Origin of the sequence: Cryobacterium sp. Y11, from assembly GCF_002929535.1 — a bacterium.
Taxonomy (GTDB): domain Bacteria; phylum Actinomycetota; class Actinomycetes; order Actinomycetales; family Microbacteriaceae; genus Cryobacterium.
The window spans coordinates 17,574-36,605 of record NZ_PJJO01000048.1; the positions used below are offsets into that span (position 1 = coordinate 17,574).

At 64.3% G+C, this 19,032-nt stretch carries 18 protein-coding genes, 1 tRNA gene and 1 pseudogene; 16 read left to right on the forward strand and 4 right to left on the reverse strand.

What is annotated here, in order from left to right; translation table 11 throughout:
- Nucleotides 1–15: 15 nt before the first annotated feature.
- The 5 genes from CXY75_RS03745 (at nucleotide 16) to nadE (ending at nucleotide 4,630) form a co-directional block, all read left to right on the forward strand.
- Nucleotides 16–963 carry an ABC transporter permease gene (locus tag CXY75_RS03745; protein WP_104081515.1) on the forward strand — a complete coding sequence of 316 codons (948 nt, stop codon included), beginning with the start codon at nucleotides 16–18 and terminating at the stop codon, nucleotides 961–963.
- Nucleotides 960–1,814, forward strand: coding sequence for an ABC transporter permease (locus tag CXY75_RS03750; RefSeq protein WP_104081516.1), 855 nt, complete (start codon nucleotides 960–962; stop codon nucleotides 1,812–1,814). Before CXY75_RS03745 ends, CXY75_RS03750 begins: the two co-directional genes overlap by 4 nt.
- The gene (locus tag CXY75_RS03755; RefSeq protein ID WP_104081517.1) at nucleotides 1,811–3,577 is read left to right on the forward strand and encodes an ABC transporter ATP-binding protein; all 1,767 of its coding nucleotides are present in this window, start codon (nucleotides 1,811–1,813) and stop codon (nucleotides 3,575–3,577) included. Before CXY75_RS03750 ends, CXY75_RS03755 begins: the two co-directional genes overlap by 4 nt.
- Nucleotides 3,578–3,674: 97 nt before the next feature.
- Nucleotides 3,675–3,747 (forward strand) — tRNA-Arg (locus CXY75_RS03760).
- Between the two features lie 61 nt (nucleotides 3,748–3,808).
- Nucleotides 3,809–4,630: an ammonia-dependent NAD(+) synthetase gene (nadE, locus tag CXY75_RS03765; RefSeq protein WP_104081518.1), complete on the forward strand. Its 822-nt coding sequence runs from the start codon at nucleotides 3,809–3,811 to the stop codon at nucleotides 4,628–4,630.
- Nucleotides 4,631–4,725: 95 nt separating this feature from the next.
- Here nadE and CXY75_RS03770 read toward each other — a convergent pair whose 3' ends face one another.
- A complete protein-coding gene (locus CXY75_RS03770) occupies nucleotides 4,726–5,490 on the reverse strand; it encodes a hypothetical protein (RefSeq protein WP_104081519.1) in 765 nt (254 codons plus the stop codon).
- Nucleotides 5,491–5,616: 126 nt separating this feature from the next.
- The gene (locus tag CXY75_RS03775) at nucleotides 5,617–5,892 is read right to left on the reverse strand and encodes a hypothetical protein (RefSeq protein WP_233201712.1); all 276 of its coding nucleotides are present in this window, start codon (nucleotides 5,890–5,892) and stop codon (nucleotides 5,617–5,619) included.
- Between the two features lie 157 nt (nucleotides 5,893–6,049).
- On the opposite strand from CXY75_RS03775, the gene msrA reads away from it, so the two are divergent.
- The 5 genes from msrA (at nucleotide 6,050) to CXY75_RS03800 (ending at nucleotide 10,065) form a co-directional block, all read left to right on the forward strand.
- Entirely contained in the window at nucleotides 6,050–6,574 is a 525-nt protein-coding gene (msrA, locus tag CXY75_RS03780) for a peptide-methionine (S)-S-oxide reductase MsrA (protein WP_104081520.1), read from the forward strand.
- A gap of 206 nt (nucleotides 6,575–6,780) precedes the next feature.
- Complete coding sequence (locus tag CXY75_RS03785) at nucleotides 6,781–7,311, forward strand: single-stranded DNA-binding protein (RefSeq protein ID WP_104081521.1); 531 nt, start codon at nucleotides 6,781–6,783, stop codon at nucleotides 7,309–7,311.
- A 55-nt stretch (nucleotides 7,312–7,366) separates the two neighbouring features.
- Nucleotides 7,367–7,894 carry a hypothetical protein gene (locus CXY75_RS03790; protein ID WP_104081522.1) on the forward strand — a complete coding sequence of 176 codons (528 nt, stop codon included), beginning with the start codon at nucleotides 7,367–7,369 and terminating at the stop codon, nucleotides 7,892–7,894.
- Between the two features lie 5 nt (nucleotides 7,895–7,899).
- Nucleotides 7,900–9,582 (forward strand): energy-dependent translational throttle protein EttA, encoded by a 1,683-nt coding sequence (gene ettA / locus CXY75_RS03795; protein WP_104081523.1) that lies wholly within the window; start codon nucleotides 7,900–7,902, stop codon nucleotides 9,580–9,582.
- A 12-nt stretch (nucleotides 9,583–9,594) separates the two neighbouring features.
- Nucleotides 9,595–10,065 (forward strand): thioesterase family protein, encoded by a 471-nt coding sequence (locus tag CXY75_RS03800; RefSeq protein ID WP_104081524.1) that lies wholly within the window; start codon nucleotides 9,595–9,597, stop codon nucleotides 10,063–10,065.
- Between the two features lie 6 nt (nucleotides 10,066–10,071).
- Here CXY75_RS03800 and CXY75_RS03805 read toward each other — a convergent pair whose 3' ends face one another.
- Nucleotides 10,072–10,947, reverse strand: a complete 876-nt coding sequence (locus CXY75_RS03805) for an acyl-CoA thioesterase II (RefSeq protein WP_104081525.1) — start codon at nucleotides 10,945–10,947, stop codon at nucleotides 10,072–10,074.
- 67 nt (nucleotides 10,948–11,014) lie between these two features.
- On the opposite strand from CXY75_RS03805, the gene CXY75_RS03810 reads away from it, so the two are divergent.
- Nucleotides 11,015–11,695 (forward strand): hypothetical protein, encoded by a 681-nt coding sequence (locus CXY75_RS03810; protein ID WP_104081526.1) that lies wholly within the window; start codon nucleotides 11,015–11,017, stop codon nucleotides 11,693–11,695.
- A 3-nt stretch (nucleotides 11,696–11,698) separates the two neighbouring features.
- Here the strand turns inward: CXY75_RS03810 and CXY75_RS03815 are convergent, their stop codons facing one another.
- A complete protein-coding gene (locus tag CXY75_RS03815; RefSeq protein WP_233201713.1) occupies nucleotides 11,699–13,231 on the reverse strand; it encodes a PucR family transcriptional regulator in 1,533 nt (510 codons plus the stop codon).
- 153 nt (nucleotides 13,232–13,384) lie between these two features.
- On the opposite strand from CXY75_RS03815, the gene gabT reads away from it, so the two are divergent.
- From gabT to CXY75_RS03840, 5 genes and pseudogenes are all read left to right on the forward strand, one after another.
- Nucleotides 13,385–14,752: a 4-aminobutyrate--2-oxoglutarate transaminase gene (gabT, locus tag CXY75_RS03820; protein ID WP_104081528.1), complete on the forward strand. Its 1,368-nt coding sequence runs from the start codon at nucleotides 13,385–13,387 to the stop codon at nucleotides 14,750–14,752.
- Between the two features lie 152 nt (nucleotides 14,753–14,904).
- Nucleotides 14,905–15,137: pseudogene (locus CXY75_RS03825) on the forward strand (aldehyde dehydrogenase family protein); the annotation flags it as partial.
- A gap of 25 nt (nucleotides 15,138–15,162) precedes the next feature.
- Nucleotides 15,163–16,524 carry an NAD(P)/FAD-dependent oxidoreductase gene (locus CXY75_RS03830; protein ID WP_104081529.1) on the forward strand — a complete coding sequence of 454 codons (1,362 nt, stop codon included), beginning with the start codon at nucleotides 15,163–15,165 and terminating at the stop codon, nucleotides 16,522–16,524.
- Nucleotides 16,521–17,393 (forward strand): universal stress protein, encoded by an 873-nt coding sequence (locus CXY75_RS03835; protein ID WP_104081530.1) that lies wholly within the window; start codon nucleotides 16,521–16,523, stop codon nucleotides 17,391–17,393. The genes CXY75_RS03830 and CXY75_RS03835 overlap by 4 nt, the downstream gene beginning before the upstream one ends.
- Before the next feature lie 6 nt (nucleotides 17,394–17,399).
- Complete coding sequence (locus CXY75_RS03840; RefSeq protein WP_104081531.1) at nucleotides 17,400–18,944, forward strand: APC family permease; 1,545 nt, start codon at nucleotides 17,400–17,402, stop codon at nucleotides 18,942–18,944.
- Nucleotides 18,945–19,032 lie beyond the last annotated feature (88 nt).

The following is a 19,032-nucleotide window of genomic DNA, read 5'->3' on the forward strand; positions in this document are numbered from 1 at the left end:
GTGGAAAGTCCGGGTATGGTCCTTGTGGTTCTGCGCCGCGTCGGCGTCTTCGCAGCCACGGTGATCGTGGCCTCGATCGTGACCTTTCTGATGCTGTCGATCCTGCCCGGCAACGCCGCACGCATCGCCCTGGGCGTGCACGCAACCGAAGCGGATGTCGCGGCACAGGCCACGGCCATGGGTCTCGATCGCCCGGCGATCGTGCGCTATCTGGCTTGGTTCGGACATGTACTCGTCGGTGATTTCGGCACCTCCACCGTGTCGCGTCAACCGATCGGACCCGACATAGCGGATGCCCTCGGCATCACGGTGATCCTGGTACTGACCAGCGTCGTGCTGGCCCTTGTCTTCGCGATCCCGTTTGGAATATTGACCGCGGTCAGGCAGCGAAAGCCCGACGGCGCGATTCTGTCTGGTATCAGCCAGATCGGCGTCGCCGTGCCGGGATTTCTGGCCGGAATGCTTCTCGTCACCGTCTTCGCCGTGACCCTGCGCTGGCTTCCGGCGGGCGGCTGGGTTGACCCGGCCGAGGACTTCGGCGGGTTCCTCGAGCACCTCATTTTGCCAGCGATCGCCCTCGGCAGCGTGCAGGGCGCCGTGCTCAGCCGCTACGTGCGCGCGTCGGTGCTGGAGGTTATGCGGGACGACTTCATTCGCACGGCCAGGGCCAAGGGCCTCGGTGCTGGCCGGGCGCTATTTCGGCACGGACTGCGGAACGCGGCCGTTCCGGTGATGACCGTGCTCGGCCTGCAGATCGCCACACTTTTGGTCGGCGCCGTCGTGATCGAGCGGGTGTTTAGCATTCCGGGTCTCGGCAGCTTGCTGCTCGACAAGGTTGCCCTGCGCGACCTGCCGGCCGTGCAGGGCATCGTGCTGGTACTTGTCGTGTTCGTGCTGCTGCTGAACTTTCTCGTCGACCTCGCATTCACGGTTATCGATCCGCGACTGCGGAGCGCAGCATGACGGCTATCAAGCCCAGGCCGGGTCGTGTCGTCGGTCGTGGTGGGGGCGCAACGCTGTGGGCTGGCGTCGTGCTGATTGGGCTGGTCGTGCTGGCCGCCGTCGTGTCAGTGTGGTGGACCCCGTTCGACCCGGAAGGGGTCTTCTCTGATTCGATCCTGCTCCCGCCGGGATCAGAGCACCTGCTCGGCACCGATAGTTTCGGGCGGGATGTCTTCAGCTCCCTCCTGCGTGGCGCGCAAATCTCACTGCTCGTTGGCACCGTTGCGGTCGGGATCGCGGCCGTGCTCGGCGTGCCGTTCGGTATCGTGGCCGGCATGAGTCCGGGCCGGCTGGACACGTTCATGATGCGCAGCAACGACATCTCGCTCGCCTTCCCCGCCTTGCTGCTCGCGATTATTTTCGGTGCCATCTTCGGTGCCGGCACGGTCACCGCGATGGTGGCGCTTGGCATCGGCACGGCGCCAGCGTTCGCACTCATCGCCCGCAGCGGCACCAGGCAGATCATGAGCCGGGAGTACGTACAGGCCGCGCGGGCATCCGGTAAGAGCGGCCTGTTCATTGGGGCACGGCACGTTCTGCCCAATATCAGCGGCATGCTCATCGTGCAGGCCTCGGTCTCGTTCGGCATCGCGGTTTTGGCCGAGGCAGCCCTGTCATACCTGGGGCTTGGCACCCCGCCGCCGACGCCGTCCTGGGGGCGAATGCTGCAGGATGCCCAGGGTTACCTGTTCATCGAGCCGCTGCTCATCGTCTGGCCAGGAATCGCCATTGCCAGTGCCGTGCTCGGCTTCAACCTGCTCGGTGACGGCCTCCGCGATCGCCTGGACCCCCGAATGCAGGTGAAACGATGACCGCGCCAACGCTGCGCGTGCGTGACCTGCGGGTCGCTTCACCCTTTACCGAGCTGCTGCACGGCATCAGTTTCGACATTGCTCCCGGCGAGCGGGTCGGCCTCATTGGCGAGTCCGGGTCGGGAAAATCGCTCACCGCGACATCCGTTATGGGGCTGCTTCCGCAGACTCTGACGGCCACAGGGTCGGTACTGGTGAGCGGTATCGACACGAACCTGCTCGCCGCACCAGAGCGCCGCCTGAACAAGGTGCGTGGCAACACCATGGCGATGGTCTTTCAGGAGCCGATGACCGCCCTGAACCCACTCATGCGCGTCGGCGCCCAGGTGGCCGAAATCATGACGATACATCGAACCGAACCCGGCCGACGCCAGGCCAGGGAGCGCGCCATCGACCTGCTGGAACAGGTCAAATTGCCAAGCCCCGCCCAGGTTGCTCTCGCCTTTCCGCACCAGCTTTCCGGCGGACAGCGCCAGCGCGTGCTGCTCGCGATGGCGATGGCGAACAACCCCCAGCTGCTGCTCTGCGATGAACCGACCACAGCGCTCGACGTGACCGTTCAGGCCGAGGTTCTAAAACTCATCAAAAATCTCGTGATCGACCGGGGCTCCTCCCTGCTCCTGATCACCCACGACATTGCGGTGATCGCCGAGGTCTGCCAGCGGGTGCTCGTTCTGCATCAGGGCACGATCGTCGAAGACGGTCCGGTGGGGCGCGTGTTGACGGCGCCGCAGCATCCGTATACCCAGAAACTCATCGCGGCCTCCAATCTCGCCGCAGTCGATCATCGTGGCCGCCTGCACACCCTCGCGCTCCCCGCGCCGGTACCCAGCTCACCTGTACCCAGCTCGGTTGTACCGAGCCGGGTCGAAACGGATGCCGCGGCGCCGCCGATCCTGCCGCCTTACCGCGCCGCCCACCAGAGCCTTGACCTGGGCGGCCTACCGACAATTTTTAACGAGGTGGCCGGTGTGCCCGTCATTTCGGTGCGGGGCCTCAGCCGGCAGTATCGGCGGCGCGGCGGCGGCCTGTTTTCCCCGGTACCGATCGTGCACGGCCTGCGGGAGGTGTCGTTCGACGTGGCCGAGGGCCAGCGGTTCGGCATCGTCGGCGAATCCGGTTCCGGCAAGTCCACCCTCCTGCGCATGCTCTGTGCCCTGGACCAGCCCAGTTCCGGCACGGTCGACGTGCTAGGGCAACCGATCGCTGGTGCCGCGGAACGGCACCTGCGTGACTTTCGCAGCCAGGTGCAGATTGTCTTTCAGGACCCGATGGGGTCACTGGATCCCCGCATGAAGGTGCGCGATATCGTCGCAGAACCCCTGCATCACGTCGATCGCACCGAGGCCCTCGCCCGGGTCGAGGCCCAACTGGCCGCCGTCGGACTCGATGCCGACGCGATGGACCGGCATCCGCATCAGTTCTCTGGCGGCCAACGGCAACGCATTTCGATTGCGCGAGCACTCATCACCCGGCCGCGGGTTTTGGTGGCCGACGAAGCGGTCAGCGCCCTCGACGTATTGGTACGGGCCCAGGTGCTCAACCTGCTCGCCGACCTGGTCGACGAATATCGGCTCACCCTCGTGTTTGTCTCCCACGATCTCGGCGTCATCCGTCACCTCTGCGACACGGTCGCCGTCGTTTCCGGTGGACGCATCGTCGAGTGCGGGCCCACCGGCGACGTCTACGACCACCCGCTTCATCCGTACACGCGGCAGCTGGTCAGCGCGACACCCTCCATCCACGAACTAACCGGCGCGTAGCCACCTAACGAGATGGCACCTCTGGTAGTAGCGCAGCGATGATCTTCGCTGCCGCGACCGGACCACCCACCCAAGACCTGTAACCTTGAACAGTCCCGCCCCCGTAGCTCAGTGGATAGAGCACCGGCCTTCTAATCCGATTGTCGTAGGTTCGATTCCTACCGGGGGCACAGCAGACGCGTCTCGATGGATGCTGGCAGCGCACTTTCTCGAGGATTGCTAGATTCAAGTATGCGAGAACAACAGGTGCGAATCATCAAGGAACTCAACGTTTCACCCACCATTGACCCGGCCACCGAGGTTCGCCGCCGGGTAAAATTTCTCAAGGACTACCTCAAGCACACCGGCGCTGCGGGCCTGGCGCTCGGTATCAGCGGAGGTCAGGACTCCACTCTCGCCGGCCGGCTCTGCGCGCTCGCGATCGATGAACTGGTCGCCGAGGGGTATCCGGTTACGTTTGTGGCCATGCGCCTGCCGTACGCGGTGCAACGCGACGAAGTGGATGCCCAACTCGCGTTAAAATTCATCCGCCCGCAGTCGCAGGCCTCCTTCAACATCGAGCTCGCCGTCGACGGCTTCGAAAGCGAGTTTCTAGCGAGCCTGGACGTGGCGATGACCGACTTCACCAAGGGCAACGTCAAGGCACGTTCGCGCATGATCGCGCAGTACGCCCTGGCCGGTCAACTGGGTCTGCTCGTGGTCGGCACCGACCATGCGGCTGAAGCCGTCACCGGATTCTTCACCAAGTACGGCGATGGCGGCTCCGATATTCTGCCGCTCACCGGTCTGACCAAGCGCCAGGGGCGCGCCCTGTTGGTGGAACTGGGAGCCCCCGAACAGCTCTACTTGAAGGACCCCACCGCCGACCTGCTCGACCATGCGCCGGGCCAGACCGACGAGGCCAACCTGGGGCTGCAGTACGAGCACATCGACGACTTTCTCGAGGGCCGACCGGTCGAAGACGAAGTAGCCGAGGCGATCGAAGCGCGCTACCGCAATACCGAGCACAAGCGCCGAGTTCCGGCCTCGCTGTTCGATGACTGGTGGAAGTAAGCGCTTGGCGATCGTGCAGCCCGGCGCTGTCAAAAGTTAAAAAGATAAACCGGTCAGCGCTGCACTAGCGCCGACCGGCTCGTTCGTGATGTGGGCTAGAGCGTCGGGTCCGCCGAGGAGCGCGTGAGCGGATCGCTGCTGCGCACCTCGAGCTTGTTCACGTCGTCGAGCAGGCGCTGCGTCTCCGTTGACGGAGACGCCGGCGAACTAGCCGACGCCGATCCGGGAGCACGGTTGACAGCTGCGGGAGTCAGCGGCGCAGCCCGCACCGGTGTGGGCGCGGAATCGGCCGGCTGGTACTGGTCGTGGTGCTGCTGAGCGACCCACGCTTCTTGCTCGGCGAGCAGGCTCTTCTCCGTCGACGAATTCTGGGTCTTCCAGCGGTCCAGATCGCCCTGAAAAATCTTGCGGGCCCGCGCCGGCTTGTTCTGCCATTCAACCAGACGGTCGCGAAACTCCACCAGCGCCGGTTCCAGCTGGTAGCCGAACGTGGCGGAGGTGCGCTTGAGTTCGTACAGCTCATGGGCGGCCCAGTTCGCGGCGATGCCCGATCCGCGAATGGGAAGCAGCCGAACCTGAATATCGGCCTGCCCGACGGCACGGTCGCTCATGACCTGTTCCTGTGGCGTGAGCGAGTTCCAGACGGATGCCTCGGTGGCGGCATCGACCAGGGTCGCGATCGCGGCCACCTTGATCTCGCGATCACGCTGGGTAATGAGCCGCTTGACGGCCCCGCGGGAGATCAACGCCGTCAGCACGCTGGCCACGATGATCGCACCGATAAAGACGACCGCACTGAAAACCACCGGTTCAGTACTGACATCTGTGAGCCAGGTCACGAAGTTATTCCACCATTCCATGTGGAGGATTTTATCCGCGCACTTTCTGTTCTGCGGGACCAGCCTCGGCGTGCCTCCACCCAATTGGCACCAATGGGTGCAGCGCTAGCGACAACAAACTAGCGAAAGCACGCTATCGAAAACACGCTATCGAAAACAATCGACGGCGTCTTCGATGCGGCAGAACACGCCGAGGTCGCGGGTTCGGGTCGCAAAGACAACCCGGCGAGCACTGAACCGGTCGCCGTCGACGCCAGCGTGACGCTCGAGATAGCCGATCACCACCCCGGCCGGATCGACGATGCGCCACAGACCGTCGCGCACGAGAATAAAAGTGCGGCCGCGAATGGTGGGAATTGCTGGGCCGCGCCGTTCTGGAAGGACTGCGGGCGGGACGGGAATCGGTGCGATGAGAGTGGTCATTCGCGCTCCTCATATGGTCAGCCGCCTGAGAAACTCAGCTGGCCGCGGGTGTTTCTTTTACCGTATGGGTGACCACCGACATCCGCTTTGGGCGAACATTTGGCAGCGTTGCTGGATCTGCCCGTGGCAGGGGGCAACGACGAGTTAGTGTGGAAGGGTGAATACTTTTGTGATCGCAGGTGGTTGTTTCTGGTGTCTCGATGCTGTCTATCGGGTGCTACGCGGAGTGAGCGAAGTGGTGTCGGGGTACACCGGCGGTACGACCTCCGACCCGGACTATGAGTCGGTCTGCACCGGACGCACCGGGCACGCCGAAGCCGTCGCGGTGACCTTCGACCCGGATGTTATTCCGGCTAGCGTCATTCTCGACGTGTTCTTCACCCTGCACGACCCCACCCAGGTGGGCCGTCAGGGCAACGACATCGGTACCCAGTACCGGTCGGCCATGTTCTACACCGATGACGAGCAGAAGCAGATCTTTGAAACGGCTCGCGATCGAGCGAGCGAGTGGTGGGGGTCGGGAATTACGACCACGATCGAGCCGCTTGGCGACTACCACGAGGCCGAGGATTACCACCAAGACTTCTTCAACAAGAACCCCGGGCAGGGCTACTGCATGGCCGTTGCCGTGCCGAAGGTCAACAAGATTCGCAAGTCGTACTCCGAATACTTGATTAACTAACCGCTCCTCCACAGGTACGCATCACCGGAATACTCCACTGATCCGCACCGCCTCGCACCACCTCGTCGTTCTGGGCCACACACTCTTTGTGTGCGACCCGGGAACGACGAAGACTGGCACGAGTTGTCGTTCCCGGGCCGTGTGCGCGGGCTCTCTGCCTAGCGCCTCGTGATCGTGTTCTCACGAAAACCGTGCCGGGAGAGATTATGAGTGAGCGCATCACGGTATTCGGGGTCATCGGCACCGATCCGCACACGAGCGTGGGTAAAAACGGGGCACCGATCACCTCGTTTCGGCTGGCATCGCGCCAGAGTCATTTTGACCAGGCGAAGAAAGAGTGGGTCGATGACCCGACCAGCTGGTTTTCGGTCTCGACGTTTCGTCGTCTAGCTCAAAACGCGGCGCAGTCGCTGCATAAGGGCGAGCATGTCATCGTCAGCGGCAAGTTATTGGTGCGCAACTGGAGCAACGCGGAACGTTCCGGAACGGATGTCGACATACTTGCTGACGTCGTCGGCCACGATCTGACGTGGTACACCACGACGCCGGTGCGAAGCGCGCAGCCTTCCAAAGCCAACGCGAGTCCGGAGGCACCGGACCCGGTCGAATCAGCCGAATCCGTCGAGTCGGCCACAGCCTATGAGTCGGACAGCGGGCACATCGACCGCTTTGATGATGGCTTTGTTCCCGCCCCGACCGGCGCTGACCAGGATACGTTTGCCCGTTTAGACTCGTAGCATCGTCCACGCGCGTGGACCGGGGGAGAGGTAGTTCGTCAGCGTGACAGAACCAATGCGACAGGATCAGAGTTCTTCGGTTCAGTGGCGCGCCCGCCGCTCGCGGTTGACCGTGGCTATGGTCGGCGCGGCGCTGCTGCTCGGCGTCACCATGACGGGTTGCGCGGGTGGTGTGGCGGAGCCCCCGGCTACCAGCGCAGCGCCGGCGCCCGTGGTCTCGGCGGAGCCCTCGGCCACACCAGCACCAGTAGCGACGCTGCTGCCCGAAGGTTCGGCCGGTGAGAACCTCGCATATTTCAACGTTCTGGCCGCCGCCGTTACCAAGGCCAACCCCGCGGCTGACGGCCGTGCCTACATCGATGCCCTCGTCGCGGGCGGATTCGACCGCGCCGCGATGGAAGTTACCTTCGATCGCACCCAGGCCAATCTCGTGGCCGACTCCGTGCAGTTTTCGGTTCGCTTCGCCGAGGAATGCCTGATTGGTCAGATCGGCCCGGCTAGCGACGGTTTCCACAGCGTGGTTGCACCGATTTTGTCGACCGGTTTGTGTCTCGTCGGGGTCACCCGGCAAATAGACTGGTAAACACTATGGCCGAATTTATTTACTCAATGGTCCGCGCTCGCAAGGCGATCGGTGAAAAGCTGATTCTTGACGACGTCACCATGTCCTTCTTCCCCGGCGCCAAGATTGGAGTGGTCGGCCCGAACGGTGCCGGAAAGTCCACCATTCTTAAGATCATGGCGGGACTGGATACCCCCAGCAACGGCGAGGCGAGGCTGTCTCCCGGCTACACCGTTGGCATCCTGATGCAGGAACCGCAGCTTGACGAGAGCAAGACCGTGCTCGAAAACGTGCAGGAGGGCGTGGGGCCGATCAAGGCCAAGGTCGACCGCTTCAACGAAATCAGCCTCGCTCTCGGCGAACCCGACGCCGATTTTGACACCCTGCTCGCCGAAATGGGTATCCTGCAAGAAGCTATCGACGCAGCGGATGCCTGGGACCTCGACTCCCAGCTCGAACAGGCTATGGACGCCCTGCGTACCCCGCCGGGTGACTCCGAAGTCGCCAACCTCTCCGGTGGCGAGAAGCGCCGCGTTGCGCTGACCAAACTTCTGCTGCAGAAGCCCGACCTGCTCCTGCTCGATGAGCCCACTAACCACCTCGACGCCGAGAGCGTGCTGTGGCTCGAGCAGCACCTCGCCAAGTACCCCGGCGCCGTACTCGCCGTCACCCACGACCGGTACTTTCTCGACCACGTTGCCGAGTGGATCGCCGAGATCGACCGTGGACACCTGTATCCCTATGAGGGCAACTACTCCACCTACCTGGAGAAGAAGCAGGAACGTCTGCTCGTGCAGGGCAAGAAGGATGCGAAGCTGTCGCGTCGTCTCGCCGACGAGCTGGAGTGGGTGCGCTCCAACGCCAAGGGCCGCCAGGTGAAGTCGAAGGCCCGCCTGGCCCGCTACGAAGAGATGGTCACCGCAGCCGAGAGCACCCGCAAGCTCGACTTCGAAGAAATCGTGATCCCGGTTGGCCCGCGCCTCGGAGCTCAGGTTATCGACGCGACCAAGCTCAACAAGGGTTTCGATGGGCGTGTGCTCATCGACAATCTCAGCTTCACCCTGCCGCGCAACGGCATCGTCGGCATCATCGGCCCGAACGGCGTGGGAAAGAGCACCCTGTTCAAAACCATTGTCGGCCAGGAGCCGCTCGATGGCGGTGAGCTCAAGATTGGCGAAACGGTTGATATTTCCTACGTCGACCAGGACCGCGGCGGCATTGACCCGAACAAAACGCTGTGGGAGGTTGTCTCCGACGGTCAGGACTACATTCAGGTCGGCAAGACCGAGATTCCCTCGCGCGCCTACGTATCGACCTTCGGGTTCAAGGGCCCGGACCAGCAGAAGAAGGCCGGAGTGCTCTCCGGTGGTGAGCGCAACCGCCTCAACCTGGCCCTCACCCTGAAACAGGGCGGAAACCTGCTCCTGCTCGACGAACCGACTAACGACCTCGACGTGGAAACCCTCGGTTCGCTCGAGAACGCGCTGCTTGAGTTTCCCGGCTGCGCCGTGGTGATCACCCACGATCGGTGGTTCCTTGACCGGGTGGCCACGCACATCCTCTCGTATGAAGGCACCGACGATAACCCAGCCAACTGGTACTGGTTCGAGGGCAACTTCGAATCGTATGAGCAGAACAAGATCGAGCGTCTCGGCCCTGACGCGGCCAAGCCGCACCGTTCCGCCTACCGCAAGCTCACTCGCGATTAGGTAGTTAGACAGGTGAAGCTGCATGTACCGATCCGCCTGCGCTGGTCAGACCTCGATGCCTACGGTCACGTCAACAATTCCGAGATGCTGCGCCTGCTCGAAGAGGCGCGCATCCTGGCATTCTGGGTGACCGAAGACAGTGGGGCGGTCGGTGCGAGCACCGCGGTGCTCGACGGGCGCCCGGGCGCCGACACGTTGACGCTCATTGCGCGGCAGGAGATCGAGTACCTGGCGCCGGTGCCGTACCTGCGTCAGCCGCTCGACGTGCGGCTTTGGCTCGGCAAGCTGGGTGGTGCGAGCCTCGACGTCTGCTACGAGGTCTACAGCCCCGAGGGTGTCGCGCCGGAGGTGCTCTACGCCAGGGCGAATGCCACCATCGTGCTCGTCGATGCGGCAAGCGAACGTCCGCGCCGCATCAACGACACGGAACGTGCGGCCTGGACTCCGTATCTCGATGACCCGATCGTGTTCGCCCGGCGATAATCCGAGCTACTCAAGCACGATGGGCACGCGCAGCATGCCCTCCTGTGCAACGGTGGCCAAGAGCACGCCGTCGCGGCTAAAGATGCTGCCCGTGGCGAGGCCGCGACCGCCCTGGGCGCTCGGCGAATCCTGCACGTAGAGTAGCCATTCGTCGACCCGGCCGAAGCGGTGCCACCACATGGCGTGGTCAAGGCTTGCGACCTTGAGGCCCGGCGAGGACCAGGCGATACCGTGCCGGCGCATGATGGGTTCCATGATCGAGTAATCGCTCGCGTAGGCCAGCGCAGCGCGGTGCAGGTCGGGATCGTCGGGCAGCGGTGAAAAAGTTTTCATCCACACGGCCTGCCGTGAGGTGTGCTCGCCATTGACCTTGAGATAAATGGGGGAGGGTACGTGACGCATGTCGAACGGGCGTTCGCTGGCCCAGTACCGCGCCACTGAATGGTCGATGTGCGAGAGCGAATCGGATGCCGTCGGCAGGCTTTCCGGGTCGGGAATGCCGGTCGGCATGTCAATGTGGTGCTCTAGGCCTTCGTCGGCGTCCTGGAACGAGGCGATCATCGACAGGATCGGCACGCCGTCCTGGTAACACTGGGTGCGGCGGGTGGAGAATGAGCGGCCGTCATGGATGCGTTCGACCGAGAAAGTGATCGGCTGGTTGACATCACCGGGGCGCAGAAAGTAACCGTGCATGGAGTGCACGCTGCGTTCGTCCGGCACCGTGCGCATGGCTGCGACGAGCGACTGGGCGAGCACCTGCCCGCCGAACACGCGGCCGAGCGGCATCCACTGGGATGGCCCGGTAAAGATGTCCTCGTTGGTTCGAGCACCGGTGTCGGTCAGATCGAGGGCGGCCAGGAGGCCTTCCGTCGGCTTGTGCATGATGTCTCCTCGGCACATTCGCTTCCGCGGCCTGCGGTCGTGGCGTACCTTGATAGTTTAGAAGGTGATGAGCCAGTCATTTACTCTTACAGATTCCCAGTCCCTCAGCGACCTTGTGGTCTTTCTTTCGCGGTCGCGGCGTGTGCTTGACGGTTCAGCCCGACTGATTGCGGCCGACGGCGTGCTGGCGGTGTACACCGCGATTCTCTACCCGCGGGGCCTGCTCGACACGAGCCCGACCGTGCTCGGGCTGCGCACCTTCGCCCTGACCGAGGCGGTCGAGCTCGACAAAGTCGTGCCGGTGCGTTCCCTGATCGAGCGTCTCAAACGCCTTGAATCCACCGCGCACGATGCAACCGTGCCCGTCACGGTGACCGTTCCCCTCGAGGTGAACACCGTGACCTGGGCCGGTATCTCGCCACCGAAGGGCGGCTGGGAGCCGAACGGACAGACCTCGGCCGCACGGCTGGAGGAGGCGGCCCGGCAAGGAATCGACGAGGTGGCCGCGACCATTCCGCAGGGTACCGGGGAAATGATCGTCGAGCGCGTGCGCGCCGAAGTCTGGGGTCGCACGGTTGGTGGCCTGGAGTTTGTGCCGGCCGGTGCCGGTTTCGCGGCGTTCAGCCTCGGTTTTCTCTCCGACGACGAGCCGGTGCGGCTTTACGAGTCTGGGCTCTGGGCTCGGCTCAGCACGAGCCGGGGCCATGTTCTTGTGCGGCGTAAGCCGTGGACCCTGCAGGCGAAGTAGCCCTCACGCGGCCGAATCGGTGGCCAGCAGGGCGGCCCACACATCGGCGCGGGCCGGAAACGAGCCAAGATCGCGGGCAAGCAGGTGCTCTGCCTGCTGAATGCGGGTGCGCACCGTGTGACGGTGTACGCCCAGCTGATCGGCGGTGGCACCGAAATGGCCGTTGCTCTGAAGCCAGACCCGCAGCGTCGCGAGCAGTTCGGTGCCGTGCGACAGATCGTAGCTGAGCACCGGCGCGAGAGTGGCCAGGCCGACCTCGCGGGCATCCGTTCTCGCCAGGAGCGCTAGCACGCCCTGCTGGGCAACATCGGCAAAGGCCGTGACCCCCGGTGCGCTCTCCCGAGATCGAGCCAGCGCCTGCTGCCCCTGGTTGAGGGCACGCGGCAGCTGGCGGTACTCGGTCGGCTCGGAGAGTCCAGCGTGCACCTGAAACAATGCGCACAGATCCGAGAGGATGCCGTGGGCCGACCGGTCGAGACACAGTACGACGGTGTCCTCCTGGCGGGCAAAAAACAGCTGCCCGGGGGAATCCTCGACGCGAAGTTCCAGATACTCGGTGATGGCGTCCCGGCGGAGGGCGGGAGCATCGACGACGGCCACCAGCACCGGCGCCTCCGGGAGCGCACCCCACATTTGCCGGGAGATCTGGTCGACCAGTTTCTGGTCGCCGCCGAGCAGGGTGTGCATCAGGCCGGATCGCAGCAGCCCCTGCGCCCGGTCAAGGGCGTTGTTTTGTTCGAGGGCGAGACCGGCCAGGGCGATCACGCTCGTGACAACCTCGGTGCTGGCCTGGTCGAGGGCACGCGGACCGCCGAGGGCGAGCACGCCGCGCAGGTGATCGTGGCCGCCGAGGGTTTGCAAGGTGAGCGTCTCGCCGCCGACGTCGACGGTGCTGCTCGAACGCTGTCCGCGCGCCAGCAAGCGCCGAGATTCCTGCTGCACTGTGCGCAGCGTGTCGGGGGCGGCAGCGAAGGTGGCGGCGGGAAAGACCCGATCGAGAGTGCCGCTGGCGTCGAAAAGGGCAACCCAGTGGCCCAACTGGTTGGAGAGCTCGGCCAGGGTGGCACTCAAGCCGTCTGGACGAAGGGCGGCGAGCGCGATAGCACGCTGGGCCCGCAATGCCCAGGTGGCGCGCGCGAAACGATCCTCGGCCACGAGGTCGCCGGCCACCCTCGCCACGGCAATGAACGGGGTGCGATAGGGCACCTCGAAAAGGGGCAGTCCGAGTAGTTGGCAGGCCGCGAGCAGTGCGTCGGGCGTGCCGTGTCGAATAACCTCTGTACCGAAACCAAGTGCGGTGATGCCGTGGTGACGCAGACGCTGGACGTAGGCGAGGAAGTCGGCATCCGTTGTCACATTGAACTGGGTGCCGGTCGTGAGCAGCACCTGATCGGCGGAGAGAAACGGGGTCGGGTCGACCAGATCGGAGCTGTGCACCCACTCCACTGGTGCATCGAGCGCGGCCGGGTCGATGTCGCCGCGCAGGGTGAGGGCGAGGTTCGGATCGGCGAGGAGGCGGCGCAGGGTGGGAAGCACGGGGTACCTATACAGATTGTCTAAGAATGTACGCGCCACTATACCGCTGGGACATGGTGTCGCGCGCCGGTTCTGCCTAGCCTTGCCCAGTGTTGAATCAACACAGCGGCATCGTGGCCGCGATACCGCACGTCGCATCGAACGGAAACTCTTATGACACTCGTTGATACTGCTCCCTCCACCGGTATACCGCTGGGTGGCCCAACCCTGGCGCAGGAACGCACACTGGTGACGAGCATTCCCGGACCGAAGTCGCGGGCACTGAGTGAACGCAAGGCGCGAGCCGTGTCGGCGGGCGTCGGCATCACGCTGCCGGTCTACGTGGTGGCCGCCGGCGGAGGCGTTCTGGTCGACGTTGACGGTAACTCGCTGATCGACCTTGGTTCTGGCATCGCCGTCACCGGTGTCGGCAATAGCGCTCCGCGGGTGGTTGCGGCCGTCGCCGCCCAGCTCGCCCAGTTCACCCACACTTGCTTCACCGTAGCCCCTTACGACTCCTACATCGAGGTAGCCGAAGCCCTGAACCGGCTCACCCCTGGTGACCACGAGAAGCGCAGCGTGTTGTTCAACTCCGGCGCCGAGGCGGTGGAGAACGCCGTTAAGATTGCTCGTCACTTCACCGGCAGGCAGGCCGTCGTGGCCTTCGATCACGCGTACCACGGCCGGACCAACCTGACCATGGGCCTGACGGCCAAGAACCAGCCATACAAGAACGGTTTCGGGCCCTTCGCTCCCGAGGTGTACCGGGCGCCCATGTCGTACCCGTTGCGTGATGGTCGACTTGACGGTGTCGTGGCAGCACACCGGGCCATCTCCCAGATCGAGAAGCAGATCGGCGCCAGCAACCTCGCCGCCATCATCATCGAACCCATCCAGGGCGAGGGCGGCTTCATCGTTCCAGCTCCGGGCTTTCTGGCCACCCTGCTCGCCTGGTGCCGCGTCAACGAGGTCGTGTTCATTGCCGACGAGATTCAGACCGGATTCGCCCGCACCGGACAGATGTTTGCCTGCGAATACGAGGGCATCGTTCCCGACCTCATCTGCACGGCCAAGGGCATCGCTGGCGGCCTACCGCTATCGGCCGTCACCGGACGCGCCGACATTATGGACGCGCCGCAGGCCGGCGGGCTCGGCGGCACCTACGGCGGCAACCCGCTCGCCTGCGCCGCAGCCCTCGCCACCATCGACAGCTATGAGAGCGACCACTTGGTTGAACGGGCCGCCGCCATTGGCCAGATCATGGGCGAGCGCCTCGGCGCGCTCGCCGCAGCCGACAGCCGCATCGCCGAGGTGCGCGGCCGCGGAGCCATGATGGCCATCGAACTCGTCGACCCCGCCACCGGGGAGCCGGATGCCGCGCTGACCGGCCGGGTCATCGCGGCCGTCCACGCCCAGGGCGTCATTCTGCTCGGCTGCGGAACCTACGGCAACGTCATCCGCTTTCTGCCGCCGCTGAGCATCTCCGACCACCTGCTGCTCGAGGGCCTGCAAGTTCTCGCCGACGCCCTGGCCGGCGCATGAGCGCCGTAGCCCTCACCGGCTAGTCGGTAGCGCTGCTCGCCGCGTTCCCGACCAGCTTTACATCAACGGCCAGTGGGTGAACGCAACCGGGGAGCCGTTCGTGGTGACCGCCCGACAATCGGACGGAAACAGACGAAGAGACCATTCAAATGGTAAATGACACCGAATATGATCTGACAGGTTACGTTTGTACCACTGATATCACCCGTGGCACCGTATGATCGGCAGTATCAATACCGGAATGATGGGGCTGAACACCGGCCTGGTTTCTAATGCCGCAGCGCCATTCGGCGGTGTCAAGCAGTCGGGCCGGGGTCGTGAGGTCGGTCGTGAGGGCATCAACGCATACCTCTCGGCCACGTGCACCCTCATTCCCGCGTCCTAATTCACCACTCAACACAGGAGCAACCATGACCACGATTGATCGTGACGTCGTCATTATCGGCGCGGGGGCATCCGGTCTCACCGCAGCCACCGCACTGCAGAAGGCCGGCCTGACCGTTGCCGTGCTTGAAGCCCGCGACCGCGTCGGCGGGCGGCTGTGGACCGACCAGATCGAGGGTGCCATGCTCGAGATTGGTGGCCAGTGGGTCTCACCCGACCAACACGCCCTCAAGAACACGCTGACCGAGCTAGGCCTGGCCACCTACCCGCGCTACCGGGCCGGTCGGAACGTCTACATCAACGGCGCCGGCGTTGTGAGCCGGTTCGACGGCGAAATCTTTCCCGTTCCGGCCGGCACCGAGGCGCAAATCGTCGGCCTGATCGAGAAACTTGACGCCCTCGTGGCCGAAATCAACCCGGATTGCCCGTGGGAGCATCCGCTCGCTAAAGAACTCGACGAGGTGTCGTTCAGCCGTTGGCTCGAGACGCAAACCGACGACCAGGAAGCCCGCGACAACATTGGCATGTTTATTGCCGGGGCCATGCTCACCAAGCCGGCTCACGCCTTCTCGGCCTTGCAAGCCCTGCTGATGGCCGCCAGTGCCGGCTCGTTCAGCAACCTCGTCGACGCCGACTTCATTCTTGACGAGCGTGTGATTGGCGGGCTGCAGCAGGTACCGCTGTTGCTGGCCGAAAAACTCGGCAGCGACGTTTACCTGGGGCAGCCGGTGCGCAGCCTGGCCTGGGACGAGGCCGGAGTCACGGTCGTCGCGGACGGTATGACGGTGACCGCCCGGCACGCCATCGTGGCCGTTCCGCCGCCCCTGATCAGCCGGATCAGCTTCAATCCGCCGCTGCCGCGCCGGCAGCAGCAGCTGCACCAGCACCTGTCCATGGGCTTCGTAATCAAGGTGCATGCCGTTTACGAGACGCCGTTCTGGCGGGCCGACGACCTCTCCGGCACCGCGTTTAGTCCCTACGAGCTCGTGCACGAGGCCTATGACAACACCAACTTCGACGACCCGCGCGGCACCCTGGTGGGTTTCGTCTCCGATGAAGAAGCGGATGCCGTCTTCGCTCTGACGGCCGACGAGCGCAAGAAGCGAATCCTCGCGTCGTTGTCGCATTATTACGGCGAGCAGGCGCTGCACCCCGTCGTCTATTACGAAAGCGACTGGGGCTCCGAAGAATGGACCCGCGGAGCCTACGCCGCAAGTTTCGACATGGGCGGATTGGCCCGGTACGGCGCCGAACTGCGCAGCCCCGTCGGCCCGATCTCCTTCTCGTGCAGCGACATGGCAGGTAAGGGCTACCAGCACGTTGACGGCGCCATCCGGGTTGGACAGGACACCGCAGCGGCGATCCTCGAGGCCCGGGTGAGTGTGTGAGGTTTCTGGTCGGATACACCGCGACGCCAGCGGGCGCGGATGCCCTCGCCCTCGGCGTGCGCCTCGCTCGCGCGCCCGGCGCCGAACTCGATATCGTGCTCGTGCTCAACGGGGGAGAGCGCGCCACGCTGACACCGACCGATCCCGGCTACGACCGGCTGCTGCTGGAAACGGCCGAGGGCTGGCTGGCCGAGGCGCTCACCCTGGTACCCGCGGGCATGTCGGTGCACACGCATCTCGAGCACGCCGACTCGTTTACCCAGGGGCTGCTCCATGCTGCCGCCCGGTTGCACTCGAACCTGATCGTGGTCGGCGCGGCCACTCACGGCCTGCTTGGGCGATTCGCGATCGGCAGCGTCGCCAGCGGCCTGTTGCACTCCTCTCCGGTTCCCGTGGCGCTCGCGCCGGAGGGTACCCGAGTCATGGGCACCGACGAAACGATCGGCCGGGTCACCTGCGCCGTTGGCACCAAGCCGGGCGCCGACGGACTGCTGGCGGCCGGCATCCGCTTGGCGCGCAGAATGGATGCCCAGCTTCGGCTGGTCTCCCTCGTCGCGATCGATCACCCCGGCGCCGACGAGCACACCGTAGCTCTGGCCGCCGACCACGCCCAGGCGGTTCTTGACTTTGCCACCGAGAACCTGATGGACGGGCTGGAGGTGACGGCCAGCGTCGCCTCCGGCAGTAGCATCGAGCAGGCCGTGCGCGGTCTGCACTGGGATCCGACCGAGGTAGCCCTCGTCGGCTCCAGCCGGCTGGCGCAACCTCATCGACTTTTTCTGGGTTCGATCGCGGCCAAGATGTTGCGCGAACTGCCCGTGCCACTCATTGTGGTGCCGCGAGATTTTGCCCTCACAGTGGAGGAATAAGAGAACATGACTCAACAAATCAACGCCAGAGTAGTCGTTGACCAGAAGGCCGGAGGCATCTCCACGAAGGGCCTCAGCGCCGGCTCGGTCGGGCTGGTCGGGGCCGTCATTATTGGCATCTCCTGCATCGCCCCGGCATACACACTGACCGGAGCGCTCGGCCCCACAGTTGCCGAGGTGGGGTTGCAGTTGCCGGCGATCTTCGTGGCCGGGTTCATCCCGATGCTGCTGGTCGCCCTCGGCTACCGAGAGCTGAACAAGGCCATGCCAGACAGCGGAACCAGCTTCACCTGGGCGACACGGGCCTTCGGGCCGTGGATTGGCTGGATGGCCGGCTGGGGCTTGATCGCCGCGACCGTCGTGGTGCTCAGTAACCTGGCCGGTATCGCGGTTGATTTCTTCTATCTGATGCTCTCGCAGATCTTTGGCAATAGTGCCGAGATTGCGGGACTCGCCGGCAATCCCTTCATCAACGTCGGTACCTGTCTGGTATTTATTTTAATTGCCACCTGGATTAGCTACCGGGACATGCAGACCACCCAAAAGGTGCAGTACTGGCTGGTCGGGTTTCAACTGATCGTGCTGGTCGGCTTTGGCATCATGGCCTTCGTGCATATTGCCAACGGTTCCGCGTTCGATCCGACGCCGGTCTCGCTGTCGTGGTTCAACCCCTTCGCCGTCACCTCTTTCTCCGCCTTTGCGGCCGGACTGAGCCTGTCGATCTTCATCTTTTGGGGCTGGGACGTCACCCTGACCATGTCGGAGGAGACCAAGGGCTCCCGCTCGACGCCGGGGCGGGCCGCGACCCTGACCGTGATCATCGTCATGGTGCTCTACCTGTTCGTCGCCATCGCGGCCGTCTCCTTCGCCGGCGTCGGCGGTGTGGGCGTAGGCCTCGGCAACCCGGAGATTCAGGGCAACGTGTTCTTCGCCCTGGCCGGCCCGGCGCTCGGCCCCTTCGCGGTGCTCATGTCGATCGCCGTGCTCTCCAGCTCGGCCGCCTCGCTGCAGTCCACCTTCGTCTCGCCAGCTCGCACCCTCCTCGCAATGGGCCACTACGGCGCATTGCCGCCGGCCTACGCCAAGGTCAGCCCGCGCTTCTTCACCCCCGGCTATGCGACCATCGCGTCAGCGGTCGTCGCAGCCGGGTTCTACACGATCATGCGGTTCGTCAGCGAAGACGTGCTGTGGGACACCATCACGACCCTCGGCATGATGATCTGCTTCTATTACGCGCTGACCGCGTTCGCTTGCGTCTGGTACTTTCGGCTCCAGTGGTTCGCTACCGTGCGCAACGCCTTCTTCACCTTTGTGTTTCCGCTGATCGGCGGCATTATTTTGACGGTGCTGTTCTGCACCACCCTGGTCGACAGCATGGATCCGAACTACGGCAGCGGCTCCGAGATCTTCGGCTTGGGTCTGGTCTTCGTGCTGGGCATGGCGATTCTGCTGATTGGTGTTGTCATCATGATCGTGCAGTCCCAGGTGCGCCCTGCGTTCTTTCGCGGCGAGACGCTCAGCCTGGCCGCGCCGCGCTACGGCGAGGAGTAGCCGAGTTGCGGCATCCGCTTGTTGAAAGCGGATGCCGCCGCCACGACGGCGACACGAGTGGGCACACTCGCTGCCTCTAGGCTGTGGG